Origin of the sequence: Antarctobacter aquimaris (genome assembly GCF_900184945.1) — a bacterium.
Lineage (GTDB): Bacteria > Pseudomonadota > Alphaproteobacteria > Rhodobacterales > Rhodobacteraceae > Maliponia > Maliponia aquimaris.
Genome location: NZ_FXYF01000018.1, coordinates 47,897 through 72,336 on the forward strand (window position 1 = coordinate 47,897; position 24,440 = coordinate 72,336).

General features: G+C 62.0%; 18 protein-coding genes and 1 tRNA gene. 11 read left to right on the forward strand and 8 right to left on the reverse strand.

What is annotated here, in order from left to right:
- Position 1: 1 nt before the first annotated feature.
- From brxC to MAA8898_RS22380, 6 genes are all read left to right on the forward strand, one after another.
- Positions 2-3,529 (forward strand): BREX system P-loop protein BrxC, encoded by a 3,528-nt coding sequence (brxC, locus tag MAA8898_RS22355; protein ID WP_094023246.1) that lies wholly within the window; start codon positions 2-4, stop codon positions 3,527-3,529.
- Complete coding sequence (pglX, locus tag MAA8898_RS22360; protein WP_094023247.1) at positions 3,529-6,999, forward strand: BREX-1 system adenine-specific DNA-methyltransferase PglX; 3,471 nt, start codon at positions 3,529-3,531, stop codon at positions 6,997-6,999. The genes brxC and pglX overlap by 1 nt, the downstream gene beginning before the upstream one ends.
- A 13-nt stretch (positions 7,000-7,012) precedes the next feature.
- Entirely contained in the window at positions 7,013-9,520 is a 2,508-nt protein-coding gene (pglZ, locus tag MAA8898_RS22365; RefSeq protein WP_094023248.1) for a BREX-1 system phosphatase PglZ type A, read from the forward strand.
- Positions 9,521-9,557: 37 nt separating this feature from the next.
- On the forward strand, positions 9,558-10,190 hold the full coding sequence (locus MAA8898_RS25985) for a hypothetical protein (protein ID WP_141194923.1): 633 nt from the start codon (positions 9,558-9,560) through the stop codon (positions 10,188-10,190).
- Between the two features lie 15 nt (positions 10,191-10,205).
- Entirely contained in the window at positions 10,206-12,275 is a 2,070-nt protein-coding gene (gene brxL, locus MAA8898_RS22375) for a BREX system Lon protease-like protein BrxL (protein ID WP_094023250.1), read from the forward strand.
- 124 nt (positions 12,276-12,399) lie between these two features.
- Entirely contained in the window at positions 12,400-14,193 is a 1,794-nt protein-coding gene (locus tag MAA8898_RS22380; protein WP_094023251.1) for a DEAD/DEAH box helicase, read from the forward strand.
- 311 nt (positions 14,194-14,504) lie between these two features.
- Here MAA8898_RS22380 and MAA8898_RS22385 read toward each other — a convergent pair.
- A tRNA-Thr gene (locus MAA8898_RS22385) sits at positions 14,505-14,580 on the reverse strand.
- Between the two features lie 163 nt (positions 14,581-14,743).
- Between MAA8898_RS22385 and MAA8898_RS22390 the strand changes: the two genes are divergently transcribed.
- Positions 14,744-15,625 (forward strand): hypothetical protein, encoded by an 882-nt coding sequence (locus MAA8898_RS22390; protein ID WP_094023252.1) that lies wholly within the window; start codon positions 14,744-14,746, stop codon positions 15,623-15,625.
- A gap of 72 nt (positions 15,626-15,697) precedes the next feature.
- Here the strand turns inward: MAA8898_RS22390 and MAA8898_RS22395 are convergent, their stop codons facing one another.
- The 3 genes from MAA8898_RS22395 to MAA8898_RS22405 all read right to left on the reverse strand — a co-directional run bounded on the left by MAA8898_RS22395 (position 15,698) and on the right by MAA8898_RS22405 (position 17,269).
- On the reverse strand, positions 15,698-16,450 hold the full coding sequence (locus MAA8898_RS22395) for a proteasome-type protease (RefSeq protein ID WP_176445282.1): 753 nt from the start codon (positions 16,448-16,450) through the stop codon (positions 15,698-15,700).
- A gap of 257 nt (positions 16,451-16,707) precedes the next feature.
- On the reverse strand, positions 16,708-16,920 hold the full coding sequence (locus MAA8898_RS22400; protein WP_094023254.1) for a hypothetical protein: 213 nt from the start codon (positions 16,918-16,920) through the stop codon (positions 16,708-16,710).
- A 28-nt stretch (positions 16,921-16,948) separates the two neighbouring features.
- Positions 16,949-17,269 (reverse strand): TraR/DksA family transcriptional regulator, encoded by a 321-nt coding sequence (locus MAA8898_RS22405; RefSeq protein WP_094023255.1) that lies wholly within the window; start codon positions 17,267-17,269, stop codon positions 16,949-16,951.
- A 142-nt stretch (positions 17,270-17,411) separates the two neighbouring features.
- Here MAA8898_RS22405 and MAA8898_RS22410 point away from each other — a divergent pair, with 142 nt between their 5' ends.
- The 4 genes from MAA8898_RS22410 to MAA8898_RS22425 all read left to right on the forward strand — a co-directional run bounded on the left by MAA8898_RS22410 (position 17,412) and on the right by MAA8898_RS22425 (position 19,665).
- On the forward strand, positions 17,412-18,275 hold the full coding sequence (locus MAA8898_RS22410) for an MBL fold metallo-hydrolase (protein WP_094023256.1): 864 nt from the start codon (positions 17,412-17,414) through the stop codon (positions 18,273-18,275).
- A gap of 90 nt (positions 18,276-18,365) precedes the next feature.
- Positions 18,366-18,791 carry a YeeE/YedE family protein gene (locus MAA8898_RS22415; protein ID WP_094023272.1) on the forward strand — a complete coding sequence of 142 codons (426 nt, stop codon included), beginning with the start codon at positions 18,366-18,368 and terminating at the stop codon, positions 18,789-18,791.
- Position 18,792: 1 nt separating this feature from the next.
- Positions 18,793-19,230, forward strand: a complete 438-nt coding sequence (locus tag MAA8898_RS22420; protein WP_094023257.1) for a DUF6691 family protein — start codon at positions 18,793-18,795, stop codon at positions 19,228-19,230.
- A 9-nt stretch (positions 19,231-19,239) separates the two neighbouring features.
- Positions 19,240-19,665, forward strand: coding sequence for a protein tyrosine phosphatase family protein (locus tag MAA8898_RS22425; RefSeq protein WP_094023258.1), 426 nt, complete (start codon positions 19,240-19,242; stop codon positions 19,663-19,665).
- A gap of 117 nt (positions 19,666-19,782) precedes the next feature.
- Here MAA8898_RS22425 and MAA8898_RS22430 read toward each other — a convergent pair whose 3' ends face one another.
- From MAA8898_RS22430 to MAA8898_RS22445, 4 genes are all read right to left on the reverse strand, one after another.
- Complete coding sequence (locus MAA8898_RS22430; protein WP_094023259.1) at positions 19,783-20,874, reverse strand: FliM/FliN family flagellar motor C-terminal domain-containing protein; 1,092 nt, start codon at positions 20,872-20,874, stop codon at positions 19,783-19,785.
- A 181-nt stretch (positions 20,875-21,055) separates the two neighbouring features.
- On the reverse strand, positions 21,056-23,740 hold the full coding sequence (locus tag MAA8898_RS22435; RefSeq protein ID WP_094023260.1) for an ATP-binding protein: 2,685 nt from the start codon (positions 23,738-23,740) through the stop codon (positions 21,056-21,058).
- The gene (locus tag MAA8898_RS22440; RefSeq protein ID WP_094023261.1) at positions 23,737-24,042 is read right to left on the reverse strand and encodes a hypothetical protein; all 306 of its coding nucleotides are present in this window, start codon (positions 24,040-24,042) and stop codon (positions 23,737-23,739) included. The genes MAA8898_RS22435 and MAA8898_RS22440 overlap by 4 nt, the downstream gene beginning before the upstream one ends.
- Complete coding sequence (locus MAA8898_RS22445) at positions 24,039-24,407, reverse strand: response regulator transcription factor (protein WP_094023262.1); 369 nt, start codon at positions 24,405-24,407, stop codon at positions 24,039-24,041. The genes MAA8898_RS22440 and MAA8898_RS22445 overlap by 4 nt, the downstream gene beginning before the upstream one ends.
- Between the last annotated feature and the right edge of the window lie 33 nt (positions 24,408-24,440).

The following is a 24,440-nucleotide window of genomic DNA, read 5'->3' on the forward strand; positions in this document are numbered from 1 at the left end:
CATGTCCCAGTTGATGAAAGATATTTTCGAGAAGCCGGTCGATCGCGCAATTGACGGGGTCATCAAGGCGGATGATGAAGCCAGCCTTCGCATCGAGCTGGACGAATATGTCATCACCGGAGAAATCGGGCAGAAGCTCGAGCAATTCCTCGAAGCCTACAATAACTACACCACGGCGAATGGTGTGTGGATCTCTGGGTTCTTCGGATCGGGTAAGTCACACCTGCTGAAGATGCTCGCTCTGCTGCTGGAAAACCGCCAGGTCGACGGCGCAACCGCGTACGAGATCTTTGCCGCGAAGCTCAAGGACGATCCGATGCTGAAGGGGCTGCTCGACAAGGCAGTCGCCATTCCGTCCCGGTCGATCCTGTTCAACATTGACCAAAAGGCAGATGTCATCTCGAAGACCGATGCGGACGCCCTGCTCTCAGTCTTCCAGAAGGTTTTTGACGAAGCCTGTGGGTATTACGGAAAGCTCGCGCATATTGCCCGTTTCGAACGCGACCTCGACCAGCTCGGACATCTTCAAGACTTTCGGGACGCCTATACGCGAATTGCAGATGAGCCATGGGAGGATGGCCGCGAGATTGCGAAGCTTCGCGGTGCCAAGATCGCACAGGCCTATGCCGAGGCGACGCAATCCGACCCAAGCGATGCAAAGGGCATCCTCGACCGCTATCGACAGGACACCAACATCTCGATCGAAGACTTCGCGGACACCGTCAAAGCCTGGATCGAAAGGCAGCCCAAGGGCTTTCGCCTGAACTTCTTCGTCGACGAGGTTGGCCAGTACATCGCCGACAACGTCAAGCTGATGACCAACCTTCAGACCGTGGCCGAGACGCTGAACACGCGCTGCAAGGGGCGGGCCTGGATCATCGTGACCTCCCAGCAGGACATGGAATCCATCGTCGGGGACACGCGAGCGTTTCAGGGGCAGGACTTCTCGAAGATCATGGCACGCTTCGGCGTTCGAATGCCGTTGAACTCTCAAGATGTCGCCGAGGTCATCCAGCGTCGCCTGCTTGCGAAGACCCCTGAAGGTGAAGTGGCGCTCGGACATCTGCACGACCGCGAGGAAAACAACCTCAAGACATTGTTTGATTTCGCGGACGGCTCAATGAAGCTCAAGAACTATACAGGGCGGGATCACTTCATCTCCAGCTATCCGTTCCCTCCGTATCAATACACCCTGTTCCAGGAAGCCATCCGCGCACTGTCCCAGCACAACGCCTTCGAGGGGCGTCACAGCTCGGTCGGCGAACGGTCGATGCTCGGTGTTTTCCAGGAAGTAGCCAAGAAGCTCATGGCACAGCCAGTGGGCGGGCTGGCGACCTTCGACCTTATGTTTGAAGGCATCCGGACGGCTCTAAAATCGAATGTCCAGCAGTCCATCCATCTCGCCGAACGGCAGATCCAGGATATCGACGCATTTGCCGTTAGCGTCCTGAAGGCGCTCTTCTTGGTGAAATACGTCAAGGGTTTCAAGCCGTCGGTTCGGAACATCTCGATCCTGCTGCTGTCCGAGTTCGAGGCTGACCAGACTGAGCAAAAGCGCAAGATCGAGGAAGCCCTGGGCTACCTGGAGCGCAACACGCTCATCCAGCGCAACGGCGAGGTCTATGAATTCCTGACCGACGAAGAAAAGGACGTCGAGGCCGAGATCAAGGCGCTCGACATCGACCCGTCCGAGCTGTCGAAAGAGCTGGAGACCCTGGCCTTCGACACGATCCTGAAGGTCCGCAAGATCCGGCACGCCCAGACGAACAACGAATACAGCTTCACCCGCAAGCTGGATGATCATGCCACCGGCCGCGAGTACGAACTGGCTGTCAATGTCATCTCGCCCTACAGCGAACATGCCGACAGCCCGGATGCCATCCGCATGGCCACAATGTCGCGCGAGGAGCTTGCCGTCGCGCTGAAGCCGGACAGCAATTTCGTCCGCGACCTCTTGCTCTTCAAGCAGACAGACAAGTTCATCCGGCAGTCTCGCACCGGCTCGCCGCAGCCTGGCCGCGATCGCATCATCGCCGAGAAGGGCGAGCAGAACGGGCGACGTGCCAAGGATCTCGAATTGCGCCTTCGCAGGTTGATGGGTGAAGCTCGGATGTTCGTTCGCGGCGACGAGCTGGAAATCGGCAGCGAGGACCCGCAGGATCGGGTGACGAAGGCCTTCCAGTCACTGGTCGACAAGGTCTACACAAACCTCTCGATGCTGCGCGGTGTAGCCTACTCCGAAGCAGACGTTGCCAAATCGGTCCGACAGGACAGCGGCCTCTTCGGGGCTGGCGGCAGCGGCCTGACCGAAGCGGAACATGAAGTTCTCGGCTTCGTGAACCAGCAGAAGCGCAACGGCCTCAAGACCTCCGCCAAGAGCCTTGTGGAACGCTTCACGGCCAAGCCTTATGGTTGGCCCACCCCGGCCGTCCTGTGCATCACGGGCAGTCTCGTGGCGCGCGGCAAGGTCGAGGCGCGTGTGGACGGCACACTGACCGAAGGCCCCGACTTGGCGAAGGCGCTCACCAACAGCCACGCCCTTCCGAACATCCTGCTCACCACGCAGCAAGAGTTCACCAACGGACAGATCAATGCGGCGAAGAAACTCTACCAGGACCTGTTCAGCAAGCCCGCTGCCGGTACCGATGCCCGTGAACTCGGCGCGGAGTGGCTGGCCAGCGTCTCGGAGCTTGAAGCCGACGTTGACGCCCTGACCCGGCAGTCCCACGACTACCCCTTCCTCGCTGCGCTGGAGCCGTTTCGCGACCGCCTGCGCAGCATGAAGCAGCAGTCCCCGTCCTGGTTCATCTCCGATGCGCCCCAGCACGAGGATGCGCTTCTGGACGCCAAGGAGGACATCTACGACAAGGTCAAATCCTTCATGGGTGGCGCGCAGAAGGCCATTTATGACGATGCGCGCGACACCTTGACCCGCCACGGTCCGAACCTCGAGCAGGTCGATCCCATGGCCGCCGCGAAGATCCGCGCGGCGCTGGAGGATCCGAACTGCCACAAGGGCAGCATCATCCAGGATCTAAAAAACGATCTCTACGATCTGCGCAACGAGGTCGACCAGGCGATCCTGGCCGAGCGCAAGGCCGTCATCGCCGCCGTGGACTCAGTGGCCGCCAAGATCACCCAGATGCCGGAGTTCCAGCAGCTGGATGCGGACAAACAGGCGAAACTCACCAGGCGGCTCGACCTCGCCAAGGCGGGGCTCGACACGATCACCCAGATCTCGCAGCTCCAGGTCCGCGCCATGACCGCGCAAAGCACCCTCACCGGCGAGGTCATCGCAGAGATGGATCGCCTCGCCCGTCCGCCGCAGGCCCCTTTCACGCCGAAACCGGGCGCAGCCGAACCCCCTGCCCCTGCGCCGCAGGCGCCGACGTACATCAATGCCTCGCAGATCAAGGTGCCCTTCACCAAGGCCTACCTGTCGGATGATGCGGACGTGACCGACTACCTCGAAGAACTGAAGAAGACCCTGCTGGCCGAGATCCACGCAGGCAAGAAAGTGATCGTCTGATGGACACCAACACGCTCAAGAAATTTGCCGCCGCAGCCCGGAACCTGCTGATCGACCAGGTCACGGCCAAGCTCGACCTCGTCCTCGCTGAAGGGGCCAATGCGCGCCGCGAACATCCCGCCGCCATCAAGGCGCTGGAAACCGCCATCAAGACCCACGGCAAAAAGCAGGTCATCGAACAGACCGCCTATACCTGGTTCAACCGCTTCACCGCCCTGCGCTTCATGGATGTGAACGGCTACACCCAGGTGCGCATCGTCTCGCCCGCCGAGGGCGCGACCCGGCCCGAGATCCTGTCCGAGGCCATGGCAGGCAACCTGCCCGACGGTGCCCCCGCGACCATCGCCGCCCTGCTGGATGGGCGCGCGCCCTCGAATGACCCGCAGGCCGAGGCCTATCGCCTGCTGCTCGTCCATGCCTGCAACGGCTGGCACGCGCACATGCCCTTCCTCTTCGAGGAACTCGACGACTACACCGAACTCCTGATGCCCGAGGATCTGCTGTCGCAGACCTCGATCCTCGCCCGCCTGCGCGAGGTGATGACCGACGACACCTGCCGCGATGTCGAGATCATCGGCTGGCTCTACCAGTTCTACATCTCGGAGAAGAAGGATCAGGTCTTCGCGGGCCTCAAGAAGAACCAGAAGATCACGGCTGAGAACATCCCCGCCGCGACGCAGCTGTTCACACCCCATTGGATCGTCCGCTACCTGGTGGAGAATTCGCTGGGGCGGCTCTGGCTGCTGAACCGACCCGACAGCCGTCTGGCCGAGCGGATGGACTATTACATCGCGCCCGAAGAGCCGGAGACGGATTTCCTGAAGATCACCCGCCCCGAAGAGATCCGCATCTGCGATCCCGCCGCAGGCTCGGGGCACATGCTGACCTATGCCTTCGACCTGCTCCACGCCATCTACGAGGAAGAGGGCTATGAGGCGACCGAGATCCCCGCGCTGATCCTGACGCACAACCTGACCGGGGTGGAGATTGACGACCGCGCGGGCGCGCTGGCCGCCTTTGCGCTGGCGATGAAGGCGGCGGCGCGGCTGGGGCGGCGGCGGTTCCTGCGGATGGAGGCAAAGCCCGACATCTGCGTGTTGCAGGACGTGAGCTTTACCCCGGCCGAGTTGCAGGACGTGGCCGCCGTGGTGGGCAAGGATTTGTTCACCGATGAACTGCGCGAGACGCTGGGGCAATTTGAGCAGGCCAAGAATTTCGGCTCGCTGATCGTGCCGAAGCTACGCGATCCGGCAGAGACGCTGCGGGTGGTCGAGGCACGGGATTTCGGCTCTGACCTTCTGCTGAAGGATGTGCAGGAGCGCGTCGTCACCGTGCTGCGCATGGCCGAGGCGCTGTCGCCGAAGTACCACGTTGTGGTGGCCAACCCGCCGTATATGGGCAGCGCCGGAATGAATGCTACCCTGAAGGGGTGGATTGAGAAGAATTTCAAAGCTGCAAAGCTCGATGCAATGACCTGCTTTATGGATCGCGCATCAGGACTCACGAGAGCTAAAGGAACTTGGGGGATGATAAACCTACCAAGCTGGCTGTTCTTGGGGTCTTACTCAAAGTTCAGAACTTCGTTTCTACTGAGAAACAGGATCTCTTCATTTCTTCATCTCGGGCGGGGTGTCTTTGGCCCTGACTTCGGATCAATAGCTTTCGTCGTAAGCCGACACCAAGGTAAAGAGCGGCACCGGGGTTCTTATTTCAAACTTTATGAGCAACACTCGTTGGTTCGGACACCTGAAGAGATTCAAAGAAAGTTCTTGGAGCGTGACTGCGAAACGTTTTTAAGCGACCAAAGCAACTTCTTGAAAATTCCAGGTGCCCCTGTCGCATACTGGCACAGTTCGTCGGTCTACAAAGCGTTTGAGGGGCGCCAAGTTTCTCTTGTTGCGCGGCCGATGATTGGTATCCAGAGCGGAGACAATGACCGATTTTATCGGCAATGGCAGGAAGTAGGCCGATCTGAAATATTGACGTCACTGAAGTCCGTGGATGACACCGCAGGGAAGACGGTATGGGCTCCGCTTCAAAGAGGCGGCGATGCGAGAAAATGGTTTGGAAATAACTCGTACGTGGTAAATCTGTCGAACTCGGCGGAAGAAATCCAGAGTGTCACCAATAGCTCTCTGAGAAACTCTTCACAGTATTTCCAACAGTGCATTTCCTGGAATCGGCTCTCCAACGGCAGATTCTACCCCCGCTACGTCGACAACGGTTTTGCCTTTGATGACGTGAGCCCGTTTTTGACAACTACCCACGAAGCCAAGATCAATGATCTACTTGCGTGTCTTGGCAGTTGCGCGTCTCATTTCTTCGTTCGATCATTCTCTACAGGCTACAAGACCGAAGTAGGCCATGTCGCGCCGCTGCCGTTGCCGAATGAGGCAATCGGCGCAAGTGATTGGAACGTTGAGATACGACGTTTGGTGTCTCTCGCCCGCACCGACTGGGACGCCTACGAAACCTCCTGGGATTTCACCACGCTCCCGCTCCTCTCGCCTGATCATCGCGGCGAGACGCTGGCGGAGAGCTATGCCGCGCTCCGCGCCAACTGGCAGCGCATGACGGACGAGATGCGGCGCCTTGAGGAAGAGAACAACCGCATCTTCATCGACGCCTATGGTCTGCAAGACGAGCTGACCCCCGATGTGCCGATTGAAGAGATCACCCTCACCTGCAACCCCGCCTATCGCTATGGCGTGAAGGGTTCCGAGGCCGACCGCGAAACCCGCCTGCGCGCCGACACCATGGCCGAGTTCCTCAGCTACGCCGTGGGCTGCATGTTCGGGCGCTACAGCCTCGACGCGCCGGGCCTGATCCTCGCCAATCAGGGAGAGCGGTTGGAGGACTACCTCGCCCGCGTGCCGGAGCCCAGCTTCACGCCCGACGCTGACAACGTCATCCCCGTGCTGGACGAGAACTGGTTCCCCGACGACATCACCGAACGCTTCCGCCTGTTCCTGCGCGTGACCTTCGGCGAGGCGCATTTCCGCGAGAACCTGAAGTTCATCGAGGACAGTCTGGGCAAGGACATCCGCAAGTATTTCACCAAGGATTTCTACGCCGACCACGTGAAGCGGTATAAAAAGCGCCCGATCTACTGGATGTTCTCCAGCCCCAAGGGGACGTTCAACGCCCTGATCTACATGCACCGCTACCGCGCCGACACGGTGTCGGTGCTGCTCAACGACTACCTGCGCGAGTTCATCTCCAAGCTGATCGCCGAACGGGAGCGGCTGGAGAAGCTGTCGGATGATCCGACGGCGACGCAGGGCCAGCGGACCAAGGCGCTGAAGGAGGCGGGCGTCGTTGCGAAACAGATCGACGAGCTGAACGAGTGGGAGCGCGAGGTGATCTTCCCGCTGGCGCAGCAGAAGATCGAGATCGACCTGGATGACGGGGTGAAGGCGAATTATCCGAAGTTCGGCACCGCGCTGAAGAAGATCACAGGTCTGTCTTGAGAGGGCTGAGCTGATGTCGGATCGCATTCAAGCCGGGCTGTCGCGGCTGTTTGAGGAGCATAGGATCGTCTTCTGGTATGACGCTGCTCGCGATCTGCGCGAGGAGTACGAGGCCGTGTATCTGCCGGGTGTCGAGAAGGTCGAGATCGCCAACAACGAGTTCGGCCTGAAATACCGGATGCTGCGGCAGGAACCGAAGACGAAATTCCTGGTGTTCAAGGACGGGCCCGAGCCGGAGATGAAAGACAACTGGCTACTGGACCTGCAACTGGCTACGGCCGTGTTCAAGGCCGACCAGGCGGCGATCTGGTTGTCCGAGATCGGCCTGCCCGGCAAGTACGAGGCCGTGGTGCGCGAGCATCTCGAGTTCTACCGCTCTGCCCGGCGACTGGAGCGGATGAAGGCGCTGGAACAGGAGCGCCCCTCGCAATCGGTCAGCGAGGCACGCCGCAACATGTTGGCCGTTTGCGCCGACGCCGATGGCGCGCTGGACACGGTGATCGAGGCACTGCTGGGTCAGCTGGCACGGGGCAGCGACGACGGGCTACGAGTGATCGAACGCTCCGGCCTGCTGGAGTTCTTCTGGACGCAGGTCGAGGGCGCTTATGGCTACGCATCAGATGCGCCGGACTTCGAGGATTTCGCCATCGCGCTGTTCCACTCGGCCTACCGGCGCTCTTTGGGCGAAGACGGCACGCTGAACGCCGAGGCGCAGCTTGTCTTCAACCGCTGGAAAAACAGCCGTCTGCACGCCGAGGCGTTTGAGAAACTCAGCGGTCGCTATCAGACCCTTCTCAAGATCCCCGACGACCTGAAGTCACGCGAGTTGAAGCCACTGGGATCCCTGGATCACTTCGAGGAAATCGACCGCCAGATTATCCGCCTGCTGGTGGGCGCGATGTCCAGCCAGACGGTGAGCGCTGCCGAGGTCCTGAAAATCGTCCGCGAGCGTCGCCAGAGCCATTGGTACGCGCGCTACAAGGATGTGTACGAGGCGATCGGCTACGCCACCGAGTTCCAGCAGGCGCTGGCCGAGGCGGTGCTGACGATGTCCTCGCCCGCCGAAGGGGTGAAGCGCTACGTGGCCAGCTGGTTCAAGATCGACCAGTTCTACCGCAAGTTCATCTACCACATGCAACGTAGCGGACAGGCGTCTCTGCTGGACGCGCTGTTCCAGAGCGTCGAGAACCGCTACACGACGAGTTTTCTACTTGCCGTGAACGATGCTTGGCAGGACCAGATCGCGAAGCTGTCCGACTGGAAGGTCGGAAGCTTTCCGCGCCAGGCCGATTTCTATATGGATCAGGCGGCAGAATTCCGTCGCCTGAAGACGCCGCAGAAGGTGGTGGTGATCATCTCGGATGCGCTGCGCTACGAGGTCGCCGAGGAATGCCTGCGCGAGATCCGCAAGCTGGACCGTTTCGATGCCGAGCTAACCCCGATGATCTCGGCGCTGCCGAGCTACACCCAGCTTGGCATGGCGGCGCTGTTGCCCAACCGGCAAATGACGATCGGCCCGGATGGCAACGTCGCCTCCCACGGTCAATCCGCGCAAGGCACGGCCAACCGGGAGAAGATCCTCGGGATGGGCCGCCCCGGAGACCGCGTGATCGCGATGAAGGCCGACGACTTCATGGCGATGAAGGCGGATGACGGGAAGGTACTCTTCCGCGATCACGACGTCTTCTACCTCTACCACAATCGCATCGACATCGTCGGCGACAAGTTGGCCACCGAAGACCGGACGACCGAAGCCGTCGAAGATGCCATCGAAGACATCACGAAGTTGGTGAAGAAACTGACGACCGCCAATTTCAGGAACATTCTGATCACGGCGGACCATGGTTTCCTGTACCAGCATCGCGCGCTGCACGACGCTGAATTCTCCGTCGCGGAACCGGCCGGCGCGGAGATCCTGCAACGGGGTCGCCGCTTCGTCCTGGGACACCAGCTCAACGAGACGCCCGGCATGAAGAAATTCACCGCGGCCCAGCTTGGCCTCGCGGGGGATTTGGATATTCTCATCCCGAATTCGATCAACCGCCTGCGTGTCAAGGGCTCCGGGAGCCGGTTCGTCCATGGCGGCGCCACGCTGCAGGAGATCGTCATCCCGGTGCTGCGTGTCGGCAAGCGCCGCGAGACCGACGTCGGCAAGGTCGGGGTTCAGATCATCTCCACGGGTAAGAACCTTATCACCTCCGGACAGATCGCGGTCAGCCTGTACCAGACCGAACCGGTGTCCGAGAAGCTGCAGGAACGGACCGTCTGTGCCGGGATTTTCGCAGATGATGGCACTCTCGTTTCTGATGAGCATGAGCTCACCTTCGACTTTGCCTCGGCCAACGCGCGTGAGCGCGAGCTCCCGGTCAAGTTCCTGCTCTCGCGGGATGCAGACCGGTACAACAATCAAGATGTCCAGCTGAAGCTCCGCGAACGGGTCGGCAAGACCAGCCACTTCGAAGACATCGCGGCCCAAAAGTACCGTCTCCAACGCGGGATGGCGACCGATTTTGATTTCTAATGGCGCACCTGCCCGCGACGGAAAGTAGATCGCAACGATGAACGACGTTGATACAAGAACCGCTTTCCTGGTGCCCTCGGAGACTCTGTCCTCCGAACCAACACCTTTCGCAGACGCCTGTAAGCGGCGCTGCTTCAGGCTGTTGCGAATGGTGGCAATCCTCCATGGAAAGGGTTTTCATGGTTTACGGGTCTATCCCTGGCTGTATCCTCTTGCCTACCGCGTCGAGATTTATCCCGCGAAATTTTCCGGTCCATCCGGTGTGCGGTATGATGACGATCTGGCGCCTGTCATGGAGGAAAAGCGCTTGGTCGCGCGTCATTCAGGAGCCGATCAAGCGAATTACTTCGGGTGGGACGATGTTGCGTCCGACAGTGCTCACGAGCTTGCGATCAAGTTCATCGACCGGTTCCCTCAGATCGTGAAGGCCGGTTACATCGTCGATTACGCCTATGTTGGGTGGTACGCGACCCTGATCGCACATTGCGAGTACGGTTACCTTCCGTACCTTTCCGCGGAATTTGAGCCAGAAACCGACGTCATGCGAATGCTTCAGGCCAATGCCATTGCTGGACAACATCAAATGGATTGGTTTCCGCTTCCCCCATCCGCTGGCAATGGGCACCGCTTTGATCCCCGCCCGGAACCACGATGGTTCCAGAGCAACTAATTTGAAGGCCCCGACATGAGCACGCTCGACGACAAGATTAATGAACACTTTGCCGGATTCGTGGTGCGCAAGGACCTCGTGAAAGCCGTGAAAGGCAACGCGATTGTCCCGACCTACGTGCTGGAATACCTGCTTGGCCAATACTGCGCGACGGATGACGAGGCCTCGATCGAGAGCGGCATCGAGACCGTCAAGGAGATCCTGCGCAAGCACTACGTGCACCGCAGCGAAGCCGGGCTGATACAGTCTACCATCAAGGAGCGCGGGCGCTACAAGGTCATCGACCAGATCAGCGTGTCCCTGAACGAGAAGACCGACAGCTATGAAGCGACGTTCGAGAACCTCGGGATCAAGAAGGTCGCTGTCGATAGCGGCACCGTCAAGAAGCATCCCAAGCTCCTGGTGACCGGTGTCTGGTGCATCGCGGACGTGCAGTACGAGTTCAACGAGGATGCGCGGACATCCCCCTGGATCCTGGAAACCACCAAGCCGATCCAGATCGCCAACGTCGATTACGAGTCCTACAAGGCGGCACGGGAGAAGTTCACCAAGGACGAGTGGATCGACCTCCTGATGCAGTCCATCGGCTTCAATCCGGAGGCCTTTGGACGACGCAGCAAGCTACTGCAGTTGATGCGCTTGATTCCGTTTGTCGAGCGCAACTACAACCTCATCGAATTGGGCCCCAAGGGCACCGGAAAGTCGCACATCTACTCCGAGTTCTCCCCGCACGGACAGCTGATCTCGGGAGGTGAGGTCAGCGTGCCGAAGCTCTTCGTGAACAACTCGACCGGCCGGATCGGGCTGGTGGGCTACTGGGACGTCGTGGCCTTCGACGAATTCGCGGGGCGGGAGAAAACCGCCAACAAGGCTCTGGTCGACATCATGAAGAACTACATGGCGAACAAGACCTTCTCGCGTGGGGTCAATCCCATGGGCGCAGAGGCGAGCTTCTCCTTCGTAGGGAATACCGACCACAACGTGCCCTTCATGCTAAAGAACTCTGACCTGTTCGAGGCCCTGCCACCGCAGTTCCATGACAGCGCCTTCATCGACCGACTGCACGCTTACCTGCCCGGCTGGGAGGTCGATGTGATCCGCGGCGAGATGTTCACCTCGGGCTACGGCTTCATCGTCGATTACCTCGCCGAGATCTTGCGCCACCTCCGGCAGGAAGATTTCTCCAACCGTCCAGACCAGCATTTCCAGGTCAGTCCGAAGATCTCGACCCGCGACCGGGATGCCGTCTACAAGACAATGTCTGGTCTCTTGAAGGTGATCTTCCCGGCGGGCGGGGAGAGCGCTGCGGACGTCGAAGAACTGCTGAAACTTGCCCTGGAATCCCGCAAGCGGGTGAAGGACCAACTTTTCCGAATCGATGCCACCTACCCTGACGTCGACTTCTACTATGCAGGCTCGGACGGCGAGAAGCGTCGGGTGCAGACAGTCGAGGAACAGGAATTTCCGCAGTTCTACAATCGCAAGCACGTAAGCTCAGAAACAGGAAAGATCACCGATGCCACCCTGGCGGACGGTGCTATCGTTGATGAGCCCTCAACACCAACGGTTGCAAGATCAGTGCCGGGTGTGGTGCCTGTTCCCGAAGAGGGCCATCATACGTTTGTGGAAAACCGCAAAGGCGTGAGCTTCGAAAAGCTATTCGGAAACTACATCGCCGGGGCTTCCCGCATCGTGGTGACGGACCCGTACATCCGCTACTTCTATCAAATCAGGAACATGATGGAATTCGTGGAGCTGGTGATCCGGAAAAAAGCACCGGAGGATCAGGTTTCAATCCACCTCGTGACCGGTCCCCACGACGGCGACATTCAGAAGCAACGTGAGCTCTTGGACAGTATCGCGGAAGCTTGCACCGGCACAGGTGTGGATTTCACCTGGGCATTTGATACGTCCGGGACCGCCCATGCCCGTGACATCGTGACCGATACCGGATGGAAAATCGTTCTGGATCGTGGCCTGGATATTTATCAGGCGCCCATCCGCAGAGAAGGCTTCAACCTCGGCGATCGGCTGCAGGATCACCGAATGATCAAAAGTTTCTATGTGACCTATGTCAAGCAATAGCTTCCAATCTCCGACATTTTAGGAAATAATCAAAGCTCCTAACAGCCAAAGAAAATCGAGAATCCGCAGTAAAAACCAGCTCTCCAAATCAACTATCTAAAGCATTCGACACCTGTGAAGCAATATGCCGATAACACCGGAAAGAATCATCTCAGCACTCAAGTCTGAACGGGCGGCCGCTCAGATTGGTCTTGCCTTCAAAGTCCTATCCACAAGACGACAAGGCGAATTGACTCTGATAGCGGCGGAACCCGTTCGAGATGGCCGCAGAAGCTCAGCCCTCGATGAAAGCCTGGAAGATTCAAAGGCCGTCTGGTTCGGAGATCTTCCGGGACGAGGCAAGGTTGTCGCCGTTGACCCTGATCGCGGTGAGCTCGCGCTGAAATACGTGAGCGGCCCTCTTCCCGAAGTTGACAGCCGGGTCACACTCTATCCCGAAGATTTCCTAACTCCATTGATCGAGTTATGGGATACACCTTGCCACCTGAAGAAGGCTGCAAAGCTCCTCAAGAGAGCCAAGGCACCTGCAGCATTCGAGAGCAAACCGCTTCCAGCGGAATTCAACCAGCTTCGCGCAAGGCAATCCGAAGCAGTTTCACTGCCGCTCAGTCGTGTCGGCCTGCTCCACGGCCCACCAGGCACAGGCAAGACATATACCATTGGCGGGATGATTGCATATCTCTTGACGCGATTTCCAGACTGCAAGATCCTGGTGAGCGGCCCGACCAATACAGCCGTGGATTCCGCGCTTCTGTCCGCGGACGACTGGCTTCAAAAGATTGGTCGTGAAGATCTGCGGGAGACAATGAAGCGCATCGGCTCTCGCTTTGAAACCAGCAAGTTTTCGGGGCGCAACCATTTGCTCCCAAGCGGTGTGTATGCGGCATCCGTGGAGGTTGGACTACTGGAAAGTGAGGAACCCTCCAAGACAGACATCGAAAAGTACGTCATCTGGAAGGAGAAGCTGGCCGAGGCGCGAAAGAGGCTGAAGGCGGATATTGCCTATACTTGCAGCCAATCACGTCTGATCGCCATTACGACTAATTCTTTTTTCCGGCATTTTGACGATATCCCGAAAGGATGGCATTTCGCGCTTGCCGATGAGGCGAGCCAGATCCCGCTACCCGCGGCTTTGATGGTTGCCAGCAAAGCCCACTGTGTAACCTTTGCCGGGGACCCGAAACAACTCGCGCCAATCGTCCAAACCGATGACATCTCCGCCGGAACGATCCTGGGCAAGACTGCCTTCGACGTGTTCAAAGAAGCGCCCAGCGTTTTCTTGAACGAACAATCTCGAATGTGCCAAGGCGTGTGTGACGTCGTATCCCACACGTTCTATGACGATCAGCTCATTGTTTGCCAGAAAGCTGCGCGCGACGTAGCCTGGAAGAAAGATCGCAGTCCCTGGTTCCTGAATGGTCGAGAGATGCCGCGAGTCATGATCGATGATCGTGCGGGTGAAGCCACATGGTCGAAGAAGTACAATGGGAAGATCCGGTATCAATCAGCGGAAATCATCGCGGCAATGATTGACGAACTCCTGGGTTCGTACGCGGAGCCCGAAGATATTATGATCTTGACACCCTTCAGGGCACAGCGCGAGCTGATCCGGGGCATGCTTGGTCGCGGCGGGCGGCGGAACATCAAAGTGAGTACAGTTCACCGTGCGCAGGGAAGCGAAAAGAAGATCGTGATCTTCGACCCTGTTGATGCTGGGAGCTCGTTCCTCAACAGCGACACAGGTAGACGTCTCATCAACGTGGCAGCCTCGAGAGCGCAGGCACATTTTGTTCTATTGACCGGTCCAGCCGATATGAGGAACCAGTTCATCACACGCATCGCAGAACGATCACGTGCCATTTGGGATCGGCGCGGCGACTATGCATCGCCGCTCCGTGTCCGACTGAGGAGTGCATAGTCCCTCGGCCATCATTTTGGTGGCCGGCGCGGCCCGGCCCCCACCACCGCACCCGAAGTTCGATACTTGTCATGGCGTTGATGCCGTCAGGGGGCGGTCACATCATCAACGCCCTGTGGTTGTCGGAAAGCGGCGCGCTGTTCCTTTCATTTGACGCCACTCCGCACTCGGCTGGAAAAGCCCATTGGCCTGCGAGGCTCAGCTGAGCCGGACTCAAGGGCATGTGGGACACGTTGTGTGGCAGATTCGTGGGGCAAAACCACAGGAAACCTCAGGAAAACCTGTATTTCTTTGATTTTCAGGCTTGACAGTGGTGCCCCCACACGGACTCGAACCGCGGACCTACTGATTACAAATCAGTTGCTCTACCAGCTGAGCTATAGGGGCGCCTCACGCGCCGCGCGGGCCACGTGTAGGGATGGTTTATCCCGTCTTGGGGCGCAACGGAAGACCCGATTTGACACCCCGCCGGGCTGGCCCCCCGCATATCAGGTGTTCCTCGCCATTGGACCGCGTATATTGGCGCAGAGCCAACAAGAACCGGTGCCCCATGCAGGTCATCCTTCACGCCGGTGTGCACTGCACCGACGACGATCGTCTCCTGAAATGCCTTCTGCGCAATGCCGAAGCCTGGCGGCATGAAGGCGTCGCCATTCCGGGGCCGTCCAAGTACCGCGCCCTGCTCACCGAGTCGCTCAACAAGTTGCGCGGCGGCATCCCCAATCCCGACGCACGGGAAATCCTGCTGGACGCCATATTGCAGGAGGACCCGGGCCAGGTCTCGCGCCTGGTGCTGTCGAACGACAACTTCTTTTCCGTGCCCAAGCTCATGTTCCAGGGCGGGCATGTCTACCAGCGGGCAGAGACGCGGCTACAGACCTTTGCCGGGATCTTCGCCGCCGACCGGATCGAGGTCTTCATGGGCCTGCGCGACCCGGCCAGCTTTCTGCCCGCCGCCTTTGCCGCCACGCCGCACACGGACTTCGGGGTCTTCATGGAAGGTGTGAACCCCATGCACTTTCGGTGGTCCGACCTTGTCCGGCGCATGCGCCAGGCGTTGCCGGAGGTTCCCTTCACCCTGTGGTGCAATGAGGACACCCCCCTGCTCTGGGGTCAGATCATCCGCGAGATGGCGGGAATTGCGCTGACCCGCAAGATCACCGGCGCCTTTGATCTCTATGCGCAGATCATCTCGCGCGAGGGGATGGTGCGGTTCCGGGCCTTCCTGAAGGAAAACCCGACGATCACCGAAGGCCAGAAGCGGCGCGTGATGATGGCCTTCCTCGACAAATACGCGATCGACGAGGAGATTGAGCAGGAACTGGACCTTCCCGGTTGGGACGGCGCCTATGTGGACATGCTGACCGAGCTTTACGAGGAAGACCTCGAAACCATCGCGGCCATTCCGGGCGTGCGCCTGCTCACGCCTTGAGGCGGGCCAGCTGCCCGCCCGGATGCCGTTCCGGCCGTCACGAGCGCCCGGGGACGGCCGTCTGACGGTTCCTCAGGGCGTTGGTTGCGGCAGTTCGGCCCCGAAGGCCGGCAGGCTGTCCAGCGCCTGCTTCAGCGCATCGCCCCAGCCCTGGCTGATGGTCTGGAAATAGGGATCGTCCTGCTCGATCCGCCCGATCTGGCCCCGAACCAGGCTGTCGACCGTGTAGAGGTGGAAATCGAACGGCGCGCCGACGGTCAGGTTGGCCTTGACCGTGCTGTCAAAGCTCACCAGCAGCAGTTTCATCGCCTCCTCGAAGCTGAGCGCCGGATCATAGGCCCGCACGAGGATCGGCCGGCCGTACTTGATCTCGCCGATCTGGAAGAAGGGCGTGTCGCTGCCCGCCTCGATGAAGTTGCCTTCGGGGTAGATCAGGAACAGCCGCGGCGGCCCGCCGGCGATCTGCCCGCCAAGGATCAGCGTGGCATTGAAAACGCTGTCGGCGCGCTGGCCGGTGTCCGAGTTGCGCTGGATCACGTCGCGCAGCGTATCCGCCACCAGCCGCGCCATCTGGTACATCGACGGCATCTCGAACAGCGAAGGGTTGCGGTCACGGTGCGCCTTGGCCCGCTCGTCCAGTTCGCTGACGACGGCCTGCGTCGTGGCAAGGTTGCCGGCGCACAAGAGCGTGATGACCCGATCGCCCTCGGCCTCCCAGGTCTTCATCTTTCCGAAGGTCGATATGTTGTCCAAGCCCGCGTTGGTCCGGGTGTCCGACATGAAGACCAGCCCCCGGTCCAGCATCATTCCCACGCAATAGGTCATTCCGCACCCCTTGATTCGGCCGGACATTAGGGTCAGCGCGGAGATGCGTTCAAGCGAATGTTTATCTAAACCCACTGCACGGGCGGCACGGCAACACAACACAGGCTCGCGGCGGCGCAAAACCGCCGTGCTGACCCGTCTGTTCGCGCCGGGGACGCGGTCACAGCCGCCCACCCGGAAAGGCACCGCGTGGGCTGCGGATTTTTCGCGCTGCGCAAAACCGCCTTGCCCACCCGTCTGATCGCACCGGGACGCGCTCAGACGGGCATGTTGTCAAATCCGTCCTCGACGTCGGCCTCGTGCGCCTTCTCGACCATCTCGCGCGCCCAGGCCGGGATCTCTTCGCCGACCCCTTCGAGCCCGTGAACCGCCTGTTCGAGATGCTCCAGCAACTCCAGCCGGGTATCGCCCCTGGTTCCTGCGATCTCTTTGCGCAACACCTCCAGCCGTGCTTTCAGTTGTTCCGACATGTTCCTTGCTCCCGTGTTGTTCCAGTGATCAGACCGACGCCGCGCAGGCGGCGCACAGCGGTGTCTCGGGCAGCACGCGCAGCCGCTCGGGGGAAATTTCGTCGCCGCATCGCGTGCATTCCCCGTAGGTTCCCTGTGCCATGCGGGCCAGCGCGGCCTTGATGCGGGCCACCTCGGCCTGCCCCTTTTCGCCAAGCCGCTCCAGCACTTCTTCACCCTCGCGTTCGACCGCCATCTCTTCCCAGTCCTTGGAATGCGGCGCCTCCAGCGCGTCCTCGATTTCCTCGAGTTGCACGCCCAGCGCGCGCAGGCGTTCCAGCAGGGCAAGTTTCTGTGCATGATGCGACATGATGCATGTGTCTCCTAAGTCCGAGACCCACACTGTCAAAGCGTCGCAAAGGGGGCCTTGATGCAAGTCAATTGCACCTTCCCTCTTGAAACATATTCATGATTGTGTATATGAATTCCGAAACGTCAGGAGGGACCATCCCATGAAACCCGAAGTCACTGCCTTTTTCGACGAAGCCACCAACACGATCTCCTACGTCGTGCGCGACCCGAACGGCAGCGCCTGCGCGGTGATCGACAGCGTTCTGGACTTCGACTATTCCTCGGGCCGCACCGACACCCGCTCGGCCGACGCCATCATCAGTTTCGTCAAGGACAAGGGCTACGAGTGCCAGTGGCTGCTCGAAACCCACGTCCACGCCGACCACCTGTCCGCCGCGCCCTACATCCAGGAAAAGCTGGGCGGCAAGATCGGCATCGGCGACCGCATCAAGATCGTGCAGGACACATTCGGCAAGGTCTTCAACGAAGGCACCGAGTTCCAGCGCGACGGCTCGCAATTCGACAAGCTGTTCGTCGAGGGCGACAGCTTTCACATCGGCCAGCTGCGCGGCGACGTGCTGCACACCCCCGGCCACACGCCCGCCTGCCTGACCTACGTCATCGGCGACGCGGCCTTTGTCGGCGACACGCTGTTCATGCCGGACTTCGGCACCGCGCGCTGCGACTTCCCGGGCGGCTCGTCCGAGACCATGTTCGACTCGGTGCAGAAGATCCTGGCCTTGCCGGACGAGACGCGCGTCTTTGTCGGCCACGACTACAAGGCGCCGGGTCGCGAGGACTATGCCTGGGAAACCACGGTAGGCGCCCAGAAGGCGCTGAACGTGCACGTCGGCGCGGGCAAGTCCAAGGAAGAGTTCGTCAAGATGCGCGATGCGCGCGACGCGACCTTGGCGATGCCCAAGCTGATCATCCCCTCGCTTCAGGTGAACATGCGCGCCGGCCAGATGCCGCCGGCGGACGAAAAGGGCGACGTCTTCCTCAAGGTGCCCGTCAACAAACTCTGACTCATCGCGGCAGGACCGGCCCCGCGCCGATCCTGCACCGCGCCCCGTGCGAACCGGAGTCAATTGGACAACACGAAGGAAATGCAAAACATGCCTATCGACTGGATCTGGGGCCTGATCGGCGGCTTGCTGATCGGCACCGGCGGGGCCGTCTACCTGCTTGGAAACGGGCGCATCATGGGCGCCAGCGGCATCATCGGCGGGCTGGTGGACGGCTCGGGCTGGTCCACTGCGGCCGAGCGGATCATCTTCCTGGTCGGCGTCGCGCTGGTGCCGGTGCTGCTGATGCCGTTCTACCGCGAGGTGGACCCGCACATCACCGACAACTATCCCATCTATGCCGCCGCCGGCATCCTGGTGGGCGTCGGCACCCGCATTGCCAACGGCTGCACCTCCGGCCATGGCGTCTGCGGAATGTCGCGCCTGTCGGTCCGCGGGATCGTCGCGACGGTCTGCTACATCCTGGCCGGCGGCCTTGGTGTCATCCTGTTCCGTCACCTGCTGGGAGTGATCTGACATGTCCCGTCTTCTGATTGCCTTCCTCGCCGGCGGCCTCTTTGGCGGCGGGCTGTTCGTCTCCGGCATGACCGACACCACCAAGGTGCAGGGCTGGCTGGACGTCTTCGGAGCCTGGGATCCGACGCTGGCCTTTGTCATGGGCGGCGCGATGATCCCGATGGCGCTGGCCTGGATCGTACGCAACCGCCGTACCATGTCGCTGACCGGCGAACCGCTGCCGCCGCCGCCGTCAAAGGAGATCGACGGCAAGCTGATCCTCGGCTCGGTTATGTTCGGCATGGGCTGGGGTCTGGCCGGGCTCTGCCCCGGGCCGTCGATCGCCGCGCTCAGCTATGGCGGGCCGGGCCTGTATGTCTTCGTCGCCGCGATGGTGGGCGGGATGCTGGTCGCGCCGCTGCTGCGGGCACGGCTGGACAGGCTCGTTCCGGCGGAATAAACCTGCGCCATGACACCGCGCCCCCTCACGCCCCGCTACCATGTCTCGCCGCAGATCGATCCGGGCGATGCGCCCGCGATCAAGGCGGCGGGATACTCCCTCGTGATCTGCAACCGTCCCGACGCGGAGGTTCCGCCGTCGCATCAGGCCGCAGCCATGCGCGAAGCGGTCGAGGCGGCGGGCCTGCGTTTCGAGGTCCTGCCGCTGACCCACCAGACCATGACCGCCGAGAACATCCTGCGGCAGTCAGAACTGGTCGACAGCGCCGACGGTCCCGTGCTGGCCTACTGCGCGTCGGGCACCCGCTGCTCGGTCATCTGGGCGCTGGGCCAGGCCGAAAGCCTGGGGGTCGACGCGGTGATCGAGGCGGCGGCGCGGGCGGGCTACGACCTGCGCGGCTTGCGCCCCACGCTGGAGGAACTGGCAGGCTCCTGAGGCGCCTGACTCCCCGGATCGAAATGAATCGTCCGGCCGACCTGGCCGGACGTTTTGCTTTTATGAGGGCTGCGCGGTCAGACCTTGCCGTGGTCAGGGTCTTTCCGATCCGGATCCTCACTGCTCGTCGAAATCGAACTCCATGGCCGCCGAGGAAAAGCCGTCGCTCATGTCGATGTCCGGCAGCGACTCCATCGGAAGTGCGTCATCGTCGCCGTCCCCGATGCCGCCAAAGTCGAAATCCGCCGCATCCGCCGCAAAGTCGAGCGACGGCAGATCCGGCAACTCTTCCGGCGCCGGCACGGCGGCCGGTTTGGCCAGGGCCGGCACGTCCGGGGTGTCCGGCACACCGGAGAAATCGGTCAATGCCTCTTCCGCGGCTGCGGCGGCGGCCCCGGCCGCCGCCTTGGCTGCGCCCCCGGCGACAGGCCATTGCAGCCGGACCGCGCGCGCTCCGTTGAGCTGCCCCAGGCGCGCACGCGCGACAAGCTGGCCGCGCCCGGCGGTGATCTCGACCTTGTCCAGCACGTCGGGCGGCAGCGGCAGCAGGTCCCCGGGCTTGAGCGCTTCGGCCTTGCGAAGCGGCAGCTTGACCCGGGTCAGAACCGCATCCAGCCGCGCGGGCACGCGGCTCAGCTGTTCCTCGTGCGGTCCGGGGCTCGTGTCGGCCTCCCCTTGCCCGGGTTTCAGGCGGCGTTCGGGCAGGAACAGGGTCAGGGCACCGCGGCGACGGCCCAGCGCAAGATCGACCTCGGCGCGGAAGGCGCGGTAGGCGGCGGCGTCCAGCAGCAGGCCCGCGCTGCGCGAATCCTCGATCATCGCGCCGAAACGGTAGCCTGTGAGCTGCCCGTGCAACGGATGGTCGACCAGGGTGTCGGCCATCCGGCTCAGCGTGCCGTCCAGCAACGGCGCCATCATGGCCGCGTCGGTCTGGGTCAGCACGCGGTCCTCGTCGACCGGCATCTGGGTGACCTGCTGGATGGTCTGCACCTCGATCACGCCGGTCATCACCTCGCGCGCGACGGAGGCGACACCGACCAGCCCCTCTGGCCCGTCAAGCAGGATCAGCAGGTCGCGCGGCCCCAGCGCCTCGACCACCTCGTCCTGGTCCAGCATCTCGACCGTCACGGCCTGCGTGACCAGGGCCAGGTCCCAAAGGATGTCGGCTGTCCGCGACAGGGCGCGACGCAGCGCCTTGGGCATGGACATGCCCCGGGCCTCATAGGCCCGCTGTGCGGCTTGAGCCTTCTGACCCAGGACGTCTGTGCGTGCGCCGTCAGCCATGCAGATAAATGCCCGTCATAAACTGCCTCCAGCCCCCGTTATGGTGCGATTTGGTTACCAAGGGCTTTAACGCTTCGCGGATTCGGTCAGATTTCCGCCCGGAGGTTCATTGCGCCGCAAGTTCCCGGCGCAGCGGCAGCGCCACCCGAAAGGCCGCGCCGCCGCGGTCGGGCAAATAGCTGACCTCACCGCCCAGCCGGGTCACGATCTGGCGCGAAATCGCCAGCCCGAGGCCCGCGCCGCCGGCCTTCTGGTCGCTCACCCGGGCGAATTTCTCGAAGATCACGTCCTGTGCCTCGGGTGCCACGCCGGAACCATTGTCAATGAAATCCACCAACAGCTGGCCATGCGCCTCGGTCACGCTGATTTCCAGTTCCTTGTCCTCGGCATCGCAGTATTTCTGCGCGTTCGAGATCAGGTTGATGAAGACCTGGCTCAGCCGCTCCACGTCGGTCGTCAGCCAGACCTGTTCGTTGACCCGGCGCCGCCTGACCCGCAGCCCCGAGGCCGCCTCGTCCGCCAAAGCGGCCGACACGGCGCGGTCCAGCACGTCTTCCAGCCGGCCCTGCGCCAGGTTCAGGCTGACCTGGCCGTTCTCCAGCACCGACAGGTCCAGCAGGTCATCCAGCAGCCGGGTCAGGCGCATCGCCTCGTCATGGATGATCGAGGCATAGCGATTCTGTTCCGAACGGGTCAGCCCCTGGGCGTCGCGCAGGATCTCGGAAAAGGCGCGGATCGAACTCATGGGGGTGCGCAGCTCGTGGCTGATCTGGCTGAGAAAGGCGTCCTTCTGCACCGACAGGCGCGTCAGCTTGTCATTGGCGCGGCGCAGTTCTGCGGCGGTGCGCGACAGTTCCTGCGACTGCGCCTCGAGCCGGGCGGAATACTCCATCATCTGCGCCGTCTCGTCGGCCACGGCCATCAGGTCCTCGACCGAGACCATGGCCCCGCCGACGATCTGCCCCACCATGGCGTGCGCCGTGGCGGCCCCCACCGACCCGGCCAGTTCGCGTTCCAGCACCTGCAGGAAATCCGGCGTCGGCGCGGGCAGGTCGCCCTCGACCCCTTGCCGCCGCGCCTCGCGCAGGAACAGCGCCTGCGCCTCCTCGGCGCCCAGGATGCGCTGCGTCATGACCATCAGGTCCTCGCTCTGCGCGGTGCCCTGGAGCCAGCTGCGCGGGCCGGTGCCCGCCTGCTGCGCCGAGACGAACTGCGCCCCCTGCAACCGTTCCAGCGGCGAAGCATCGCTCAGCAGAGAGGCGATCACAAAGATCAGCCCGTTGCACAAGAGGCTCCAGAACATCGCGTGCAGCAGGCGGTCATCCAGCGAGATACCGAACAATGCCTCGGGGCGCAGCGCCATGATGCCGAACGGTCCGTCGGTGAACCAAGAGGCCGGCAGCACCGTGCCCAGGCCGAAACTGGGCAAATAGAGCGTGTACATCCAGATGCCGAAACCGACGGTCAGCCCGGCCAGCGCGCCGATGCGCGTTGCCCCCCGCCAGAAGATGCCACCCAGCATCGCCGGCAGCACCTGCGCAAGCCCGGTAAAGGAAATCAGCCCGATCGCGGCCAGTTCGGTCCCGCCGCCCGACAGCGCGTAGTAGAGATAGCCCAGCAGCAGCACACCCGCGATGGACAGCCGCCGCGACAGCAGGACAACGTGGCGCACGTCGCCCGACACGCTGGCGGTGCCCTGGCGAAGGCGCAGCCAGACCGGCATGACGATGTGGTTCGACACCATGGTCGACAGGGCGATGGCCGCGACGATCACCATTGACGTGGCCGAGCTGAAGCCGCCCAGGAAGGCCAGCACCGCCAACCCCTCCTGCCCTTGGGACAAAGGCAGCGTCAGCACGAAAAGGTCAGGGTTCGATCCCTGCGGCAACAGGTCGAGCCCGACCACCGCGATCGGCACGATGAACAGGCTCATCAGCATCAGGTACAGCGGAAAGGCCCAGGCGGCCATGCGCAGCTGCGCGTCGTTGTCGTTCTCGACCACCAGCACCTGGAACATGCGCGGCAGGCACAGAAAGGCCGCCGCCGACAGGAACATCAGCCCGGCCCAGCGCCCGTTGTTGACCGACCATGTCCCCAGCGGCGAGGCGTCGATGCGCGCCAGCGTGGCGCCCACGCCGCCCGACAGCCCCCAGACGACGAACCCGCCCACCGCCAGCAGGGCAAAGAGCTTGACCACCGCCTCGACGGCAATGGCCATGACCACGCCATGGTGCCGCTCGTTGGCGTCCAGGTTGCGCGTGCCGAAGATGACGGTGAACACCGCCAGCCCGACCGCCACCCAGAAGGCCGTGTTCGACAGGTTGACCGCGGCCGTGCCATCGTTCCGGCTGAAAACCTCGACCGAAAGGGTGACCGACTGCAACTGAAGCGCGATGTAGGGCGTCGCGCCGACCACCGCGAGGAAGGTGACCCCGATGCCCAGCAGGTTCGATTTGCCATAGCGGGACGAGATCAGGTCGGCGATCGAGGTGATGCGCTGGTTGCGGCCGATGCGCACCAGCTTGCGCAGGATCCACCACCAGCCGATCATCACCAGGCTGGGACCAAGGTAGATCGTCAGGTATTCAAGACCGTTGCGCGCAGCACTTCCGACTGCGCCGTAAAAGGTCCAGGCGGTGCAATAGATCGACAGCGACAGCGTGTAGACCAGCGGCGCGCGCATCCACCGCGCCCGCCCGCCCCGCGCCGCGCGTTCCGCGAAGAAGGCGACGGAAAACAGCAGGGTGACATAGGCGATCGAAATCGCCGCAAGCGCGTTGACCGTGCTCACCGGGACGCCTCCCCGGCCGGCGGATCGACCGCGCGCGCGGCTTCGAGCAGGCGCACCAGCCGCGCCGCGATCAGCGCCAGCCCCAGCCACACGCCAAAGATGTAGATCAGCGCCAGCGAGGCCGGGACCGGTGTCTCGCTGTGGTGGAACATCAGCGGCAGCCACCACAGTACCCAGCCGACCAGAGGCAGCGCGCAGGCCGCGTCGATCAGGCGTCGGCGGCGAAAGGTCTGCCGCTCGATCTGGTGCGGCACCACCTGCATCGGCGCGCGCGGCGGCGGATAGCCCGGCGGGCGGGTCATTGCGCCGACAGGGCCCGCACCGCGTCGAGCACCTCGGCGTTGGAGAAGGGCTTGGTCATGAAGCGGCTGGCGCCGGCGCGCTCGGCCATCTCGCGGTCCTTGCTCTGGCCGCGCGCGGTCAGCATCAGCACCGGCAGGTTGACGTGGGCGGGATCCTCGCGCAGTTCGCGCAGGATGTCATAGCCCGACCGGCCCGGCAGCATGACGTCCAGGATCACCACGTCCGGGGCGCGCTCACGCACGATCTGCGCGGCATCGACTCCGTTGGAATGGGTGTGCACCTGCCAGCCGTCACGCGACAGGATGAAGCGGATCGCCTCGATGATGTTCGGCTCGTCCTCGATCAGCAGAACCTGTCCGACCATGTATTTCCCCCCGGGTGTCCTGCCTCCAGGCTC

Bases quoted from the DNA above. Each gene is read 5' to 3' on its own strand.
- brxC (WP_094023246.1), top strand. From the start codon at position 2: ATGTCCCAGTTGATGAAAGATATTTTCGAGAAGCCGGTCGATCGCGCA.
- pglX (WP_094023247.1), top strand. From the start codon at position 3,529: ATGGACACCAACACGCTCAAGAAATTTGCCGCCGCAGCCCGGAACCTG.
- pglZ (WP_094023248.1), top strand. From the start codon at position 7,013: ATGTCGGATCGCATTCAAGCCGGGCTGTCGCGGCTGTTTGAGGAGCAT.
- MAA8898_RS25985 (WP_141194923.1), top strand. From the start codon at position 9,558: ATGAACGACGTTGATACAAGAACCGCTTTCCTGGTGCCCTCGGAGACT.
- brxL (WP_094023250.1), top strand. From the start codon at position 10,206: ATGAGCACGCTCGACGACAAGATTAATGAACACTTTGCCGGATTCGTG.
- MAA8898_RS22380 (WP_094023251.1), top strand. From the start codon at position 12,400: ATGCCGATAACACCGGAAAGAATCATCTCAGCACTCAAGTCTGAACGG.
- MAA8898_RS22390 (WP_094023252.1), top strand. From the start codon at position 14,744: ATGCAGGTCATCCTTCACGCCGGTGTGCACTGCACCGACGACGATCGT.
- MAA8898_RS22395 (WP_176445282.1), bottom strand. From the start codon at position 16,450: ATGACCTATTGCGTGGGAATGATGCTGGACCGGGGGCTGGTCTTCATG.
- MAA8898_RS22400 (WP_094023254.1), bottom strand. From the start codon at position 16,920: ATGTCGGAACAACTGAAAGCACGGCTGGAGGTGTTGCGCAAAGAGATC.
- MAA8898_RS22405 (WP_094023255.1), bottom strand. From the start codon at position 17,269: ATGTCGCATCATGCACAGAAACTTGCCCTGCTGGAACGCCTGCGCGCG.
- MAA8898_RS22410 (WP_094023256.1), top strand. From the start codon at position 17,412: ATGAAACCCGAAGTCACTGCCTTTTTCGACGAAGCCACCAACACGATC.
- MAA8898_RS22415 (WP_094023272.1), top strand. From the start codon at position 18,366: ATGCCTATCGACTGGATCTGGGGCCTGATCGGCGGCTTGCTGATCGGC.
- MAA8898_RS22420 (WP_094023257.1), top strand. From the start codon at position 18,793: ATGTCCCGTCTTCTGATTGCCTTCCTCGCCGGCGGCCTCTTTGGCGGC.
- MAA8898_RS22425 (WP_094023258.1), top strand. From the start codon at position 19,240: ATGACACCGCGCCCCCTCACGCCCCGCTACCATGTCTCGCCGCAGATC.
- MAA8898_RS22430 (WP_094023259.1), bottom strand. From the start codon at position 20,874: ATGTCCATGCCCAAGGCGCTGCGTCGCGCCCTGTCGCGGACAGCCGAC.
- MAA8898_RS22440 (WP_094023261.1), bottom strand. From the start codon at position 24,042: ATGACCCGCCCGCCGGGCTATCCGCCGCCGCGCGCGCCGATGCAGGTG.
- MAA8898_RS22445 (WP_094023262.1), bottom strand. From the start codon at position 24,407: ATGGTCGGACAGGTTCTGCTGATCGAGGACGAGCCGAACATCATCGAG.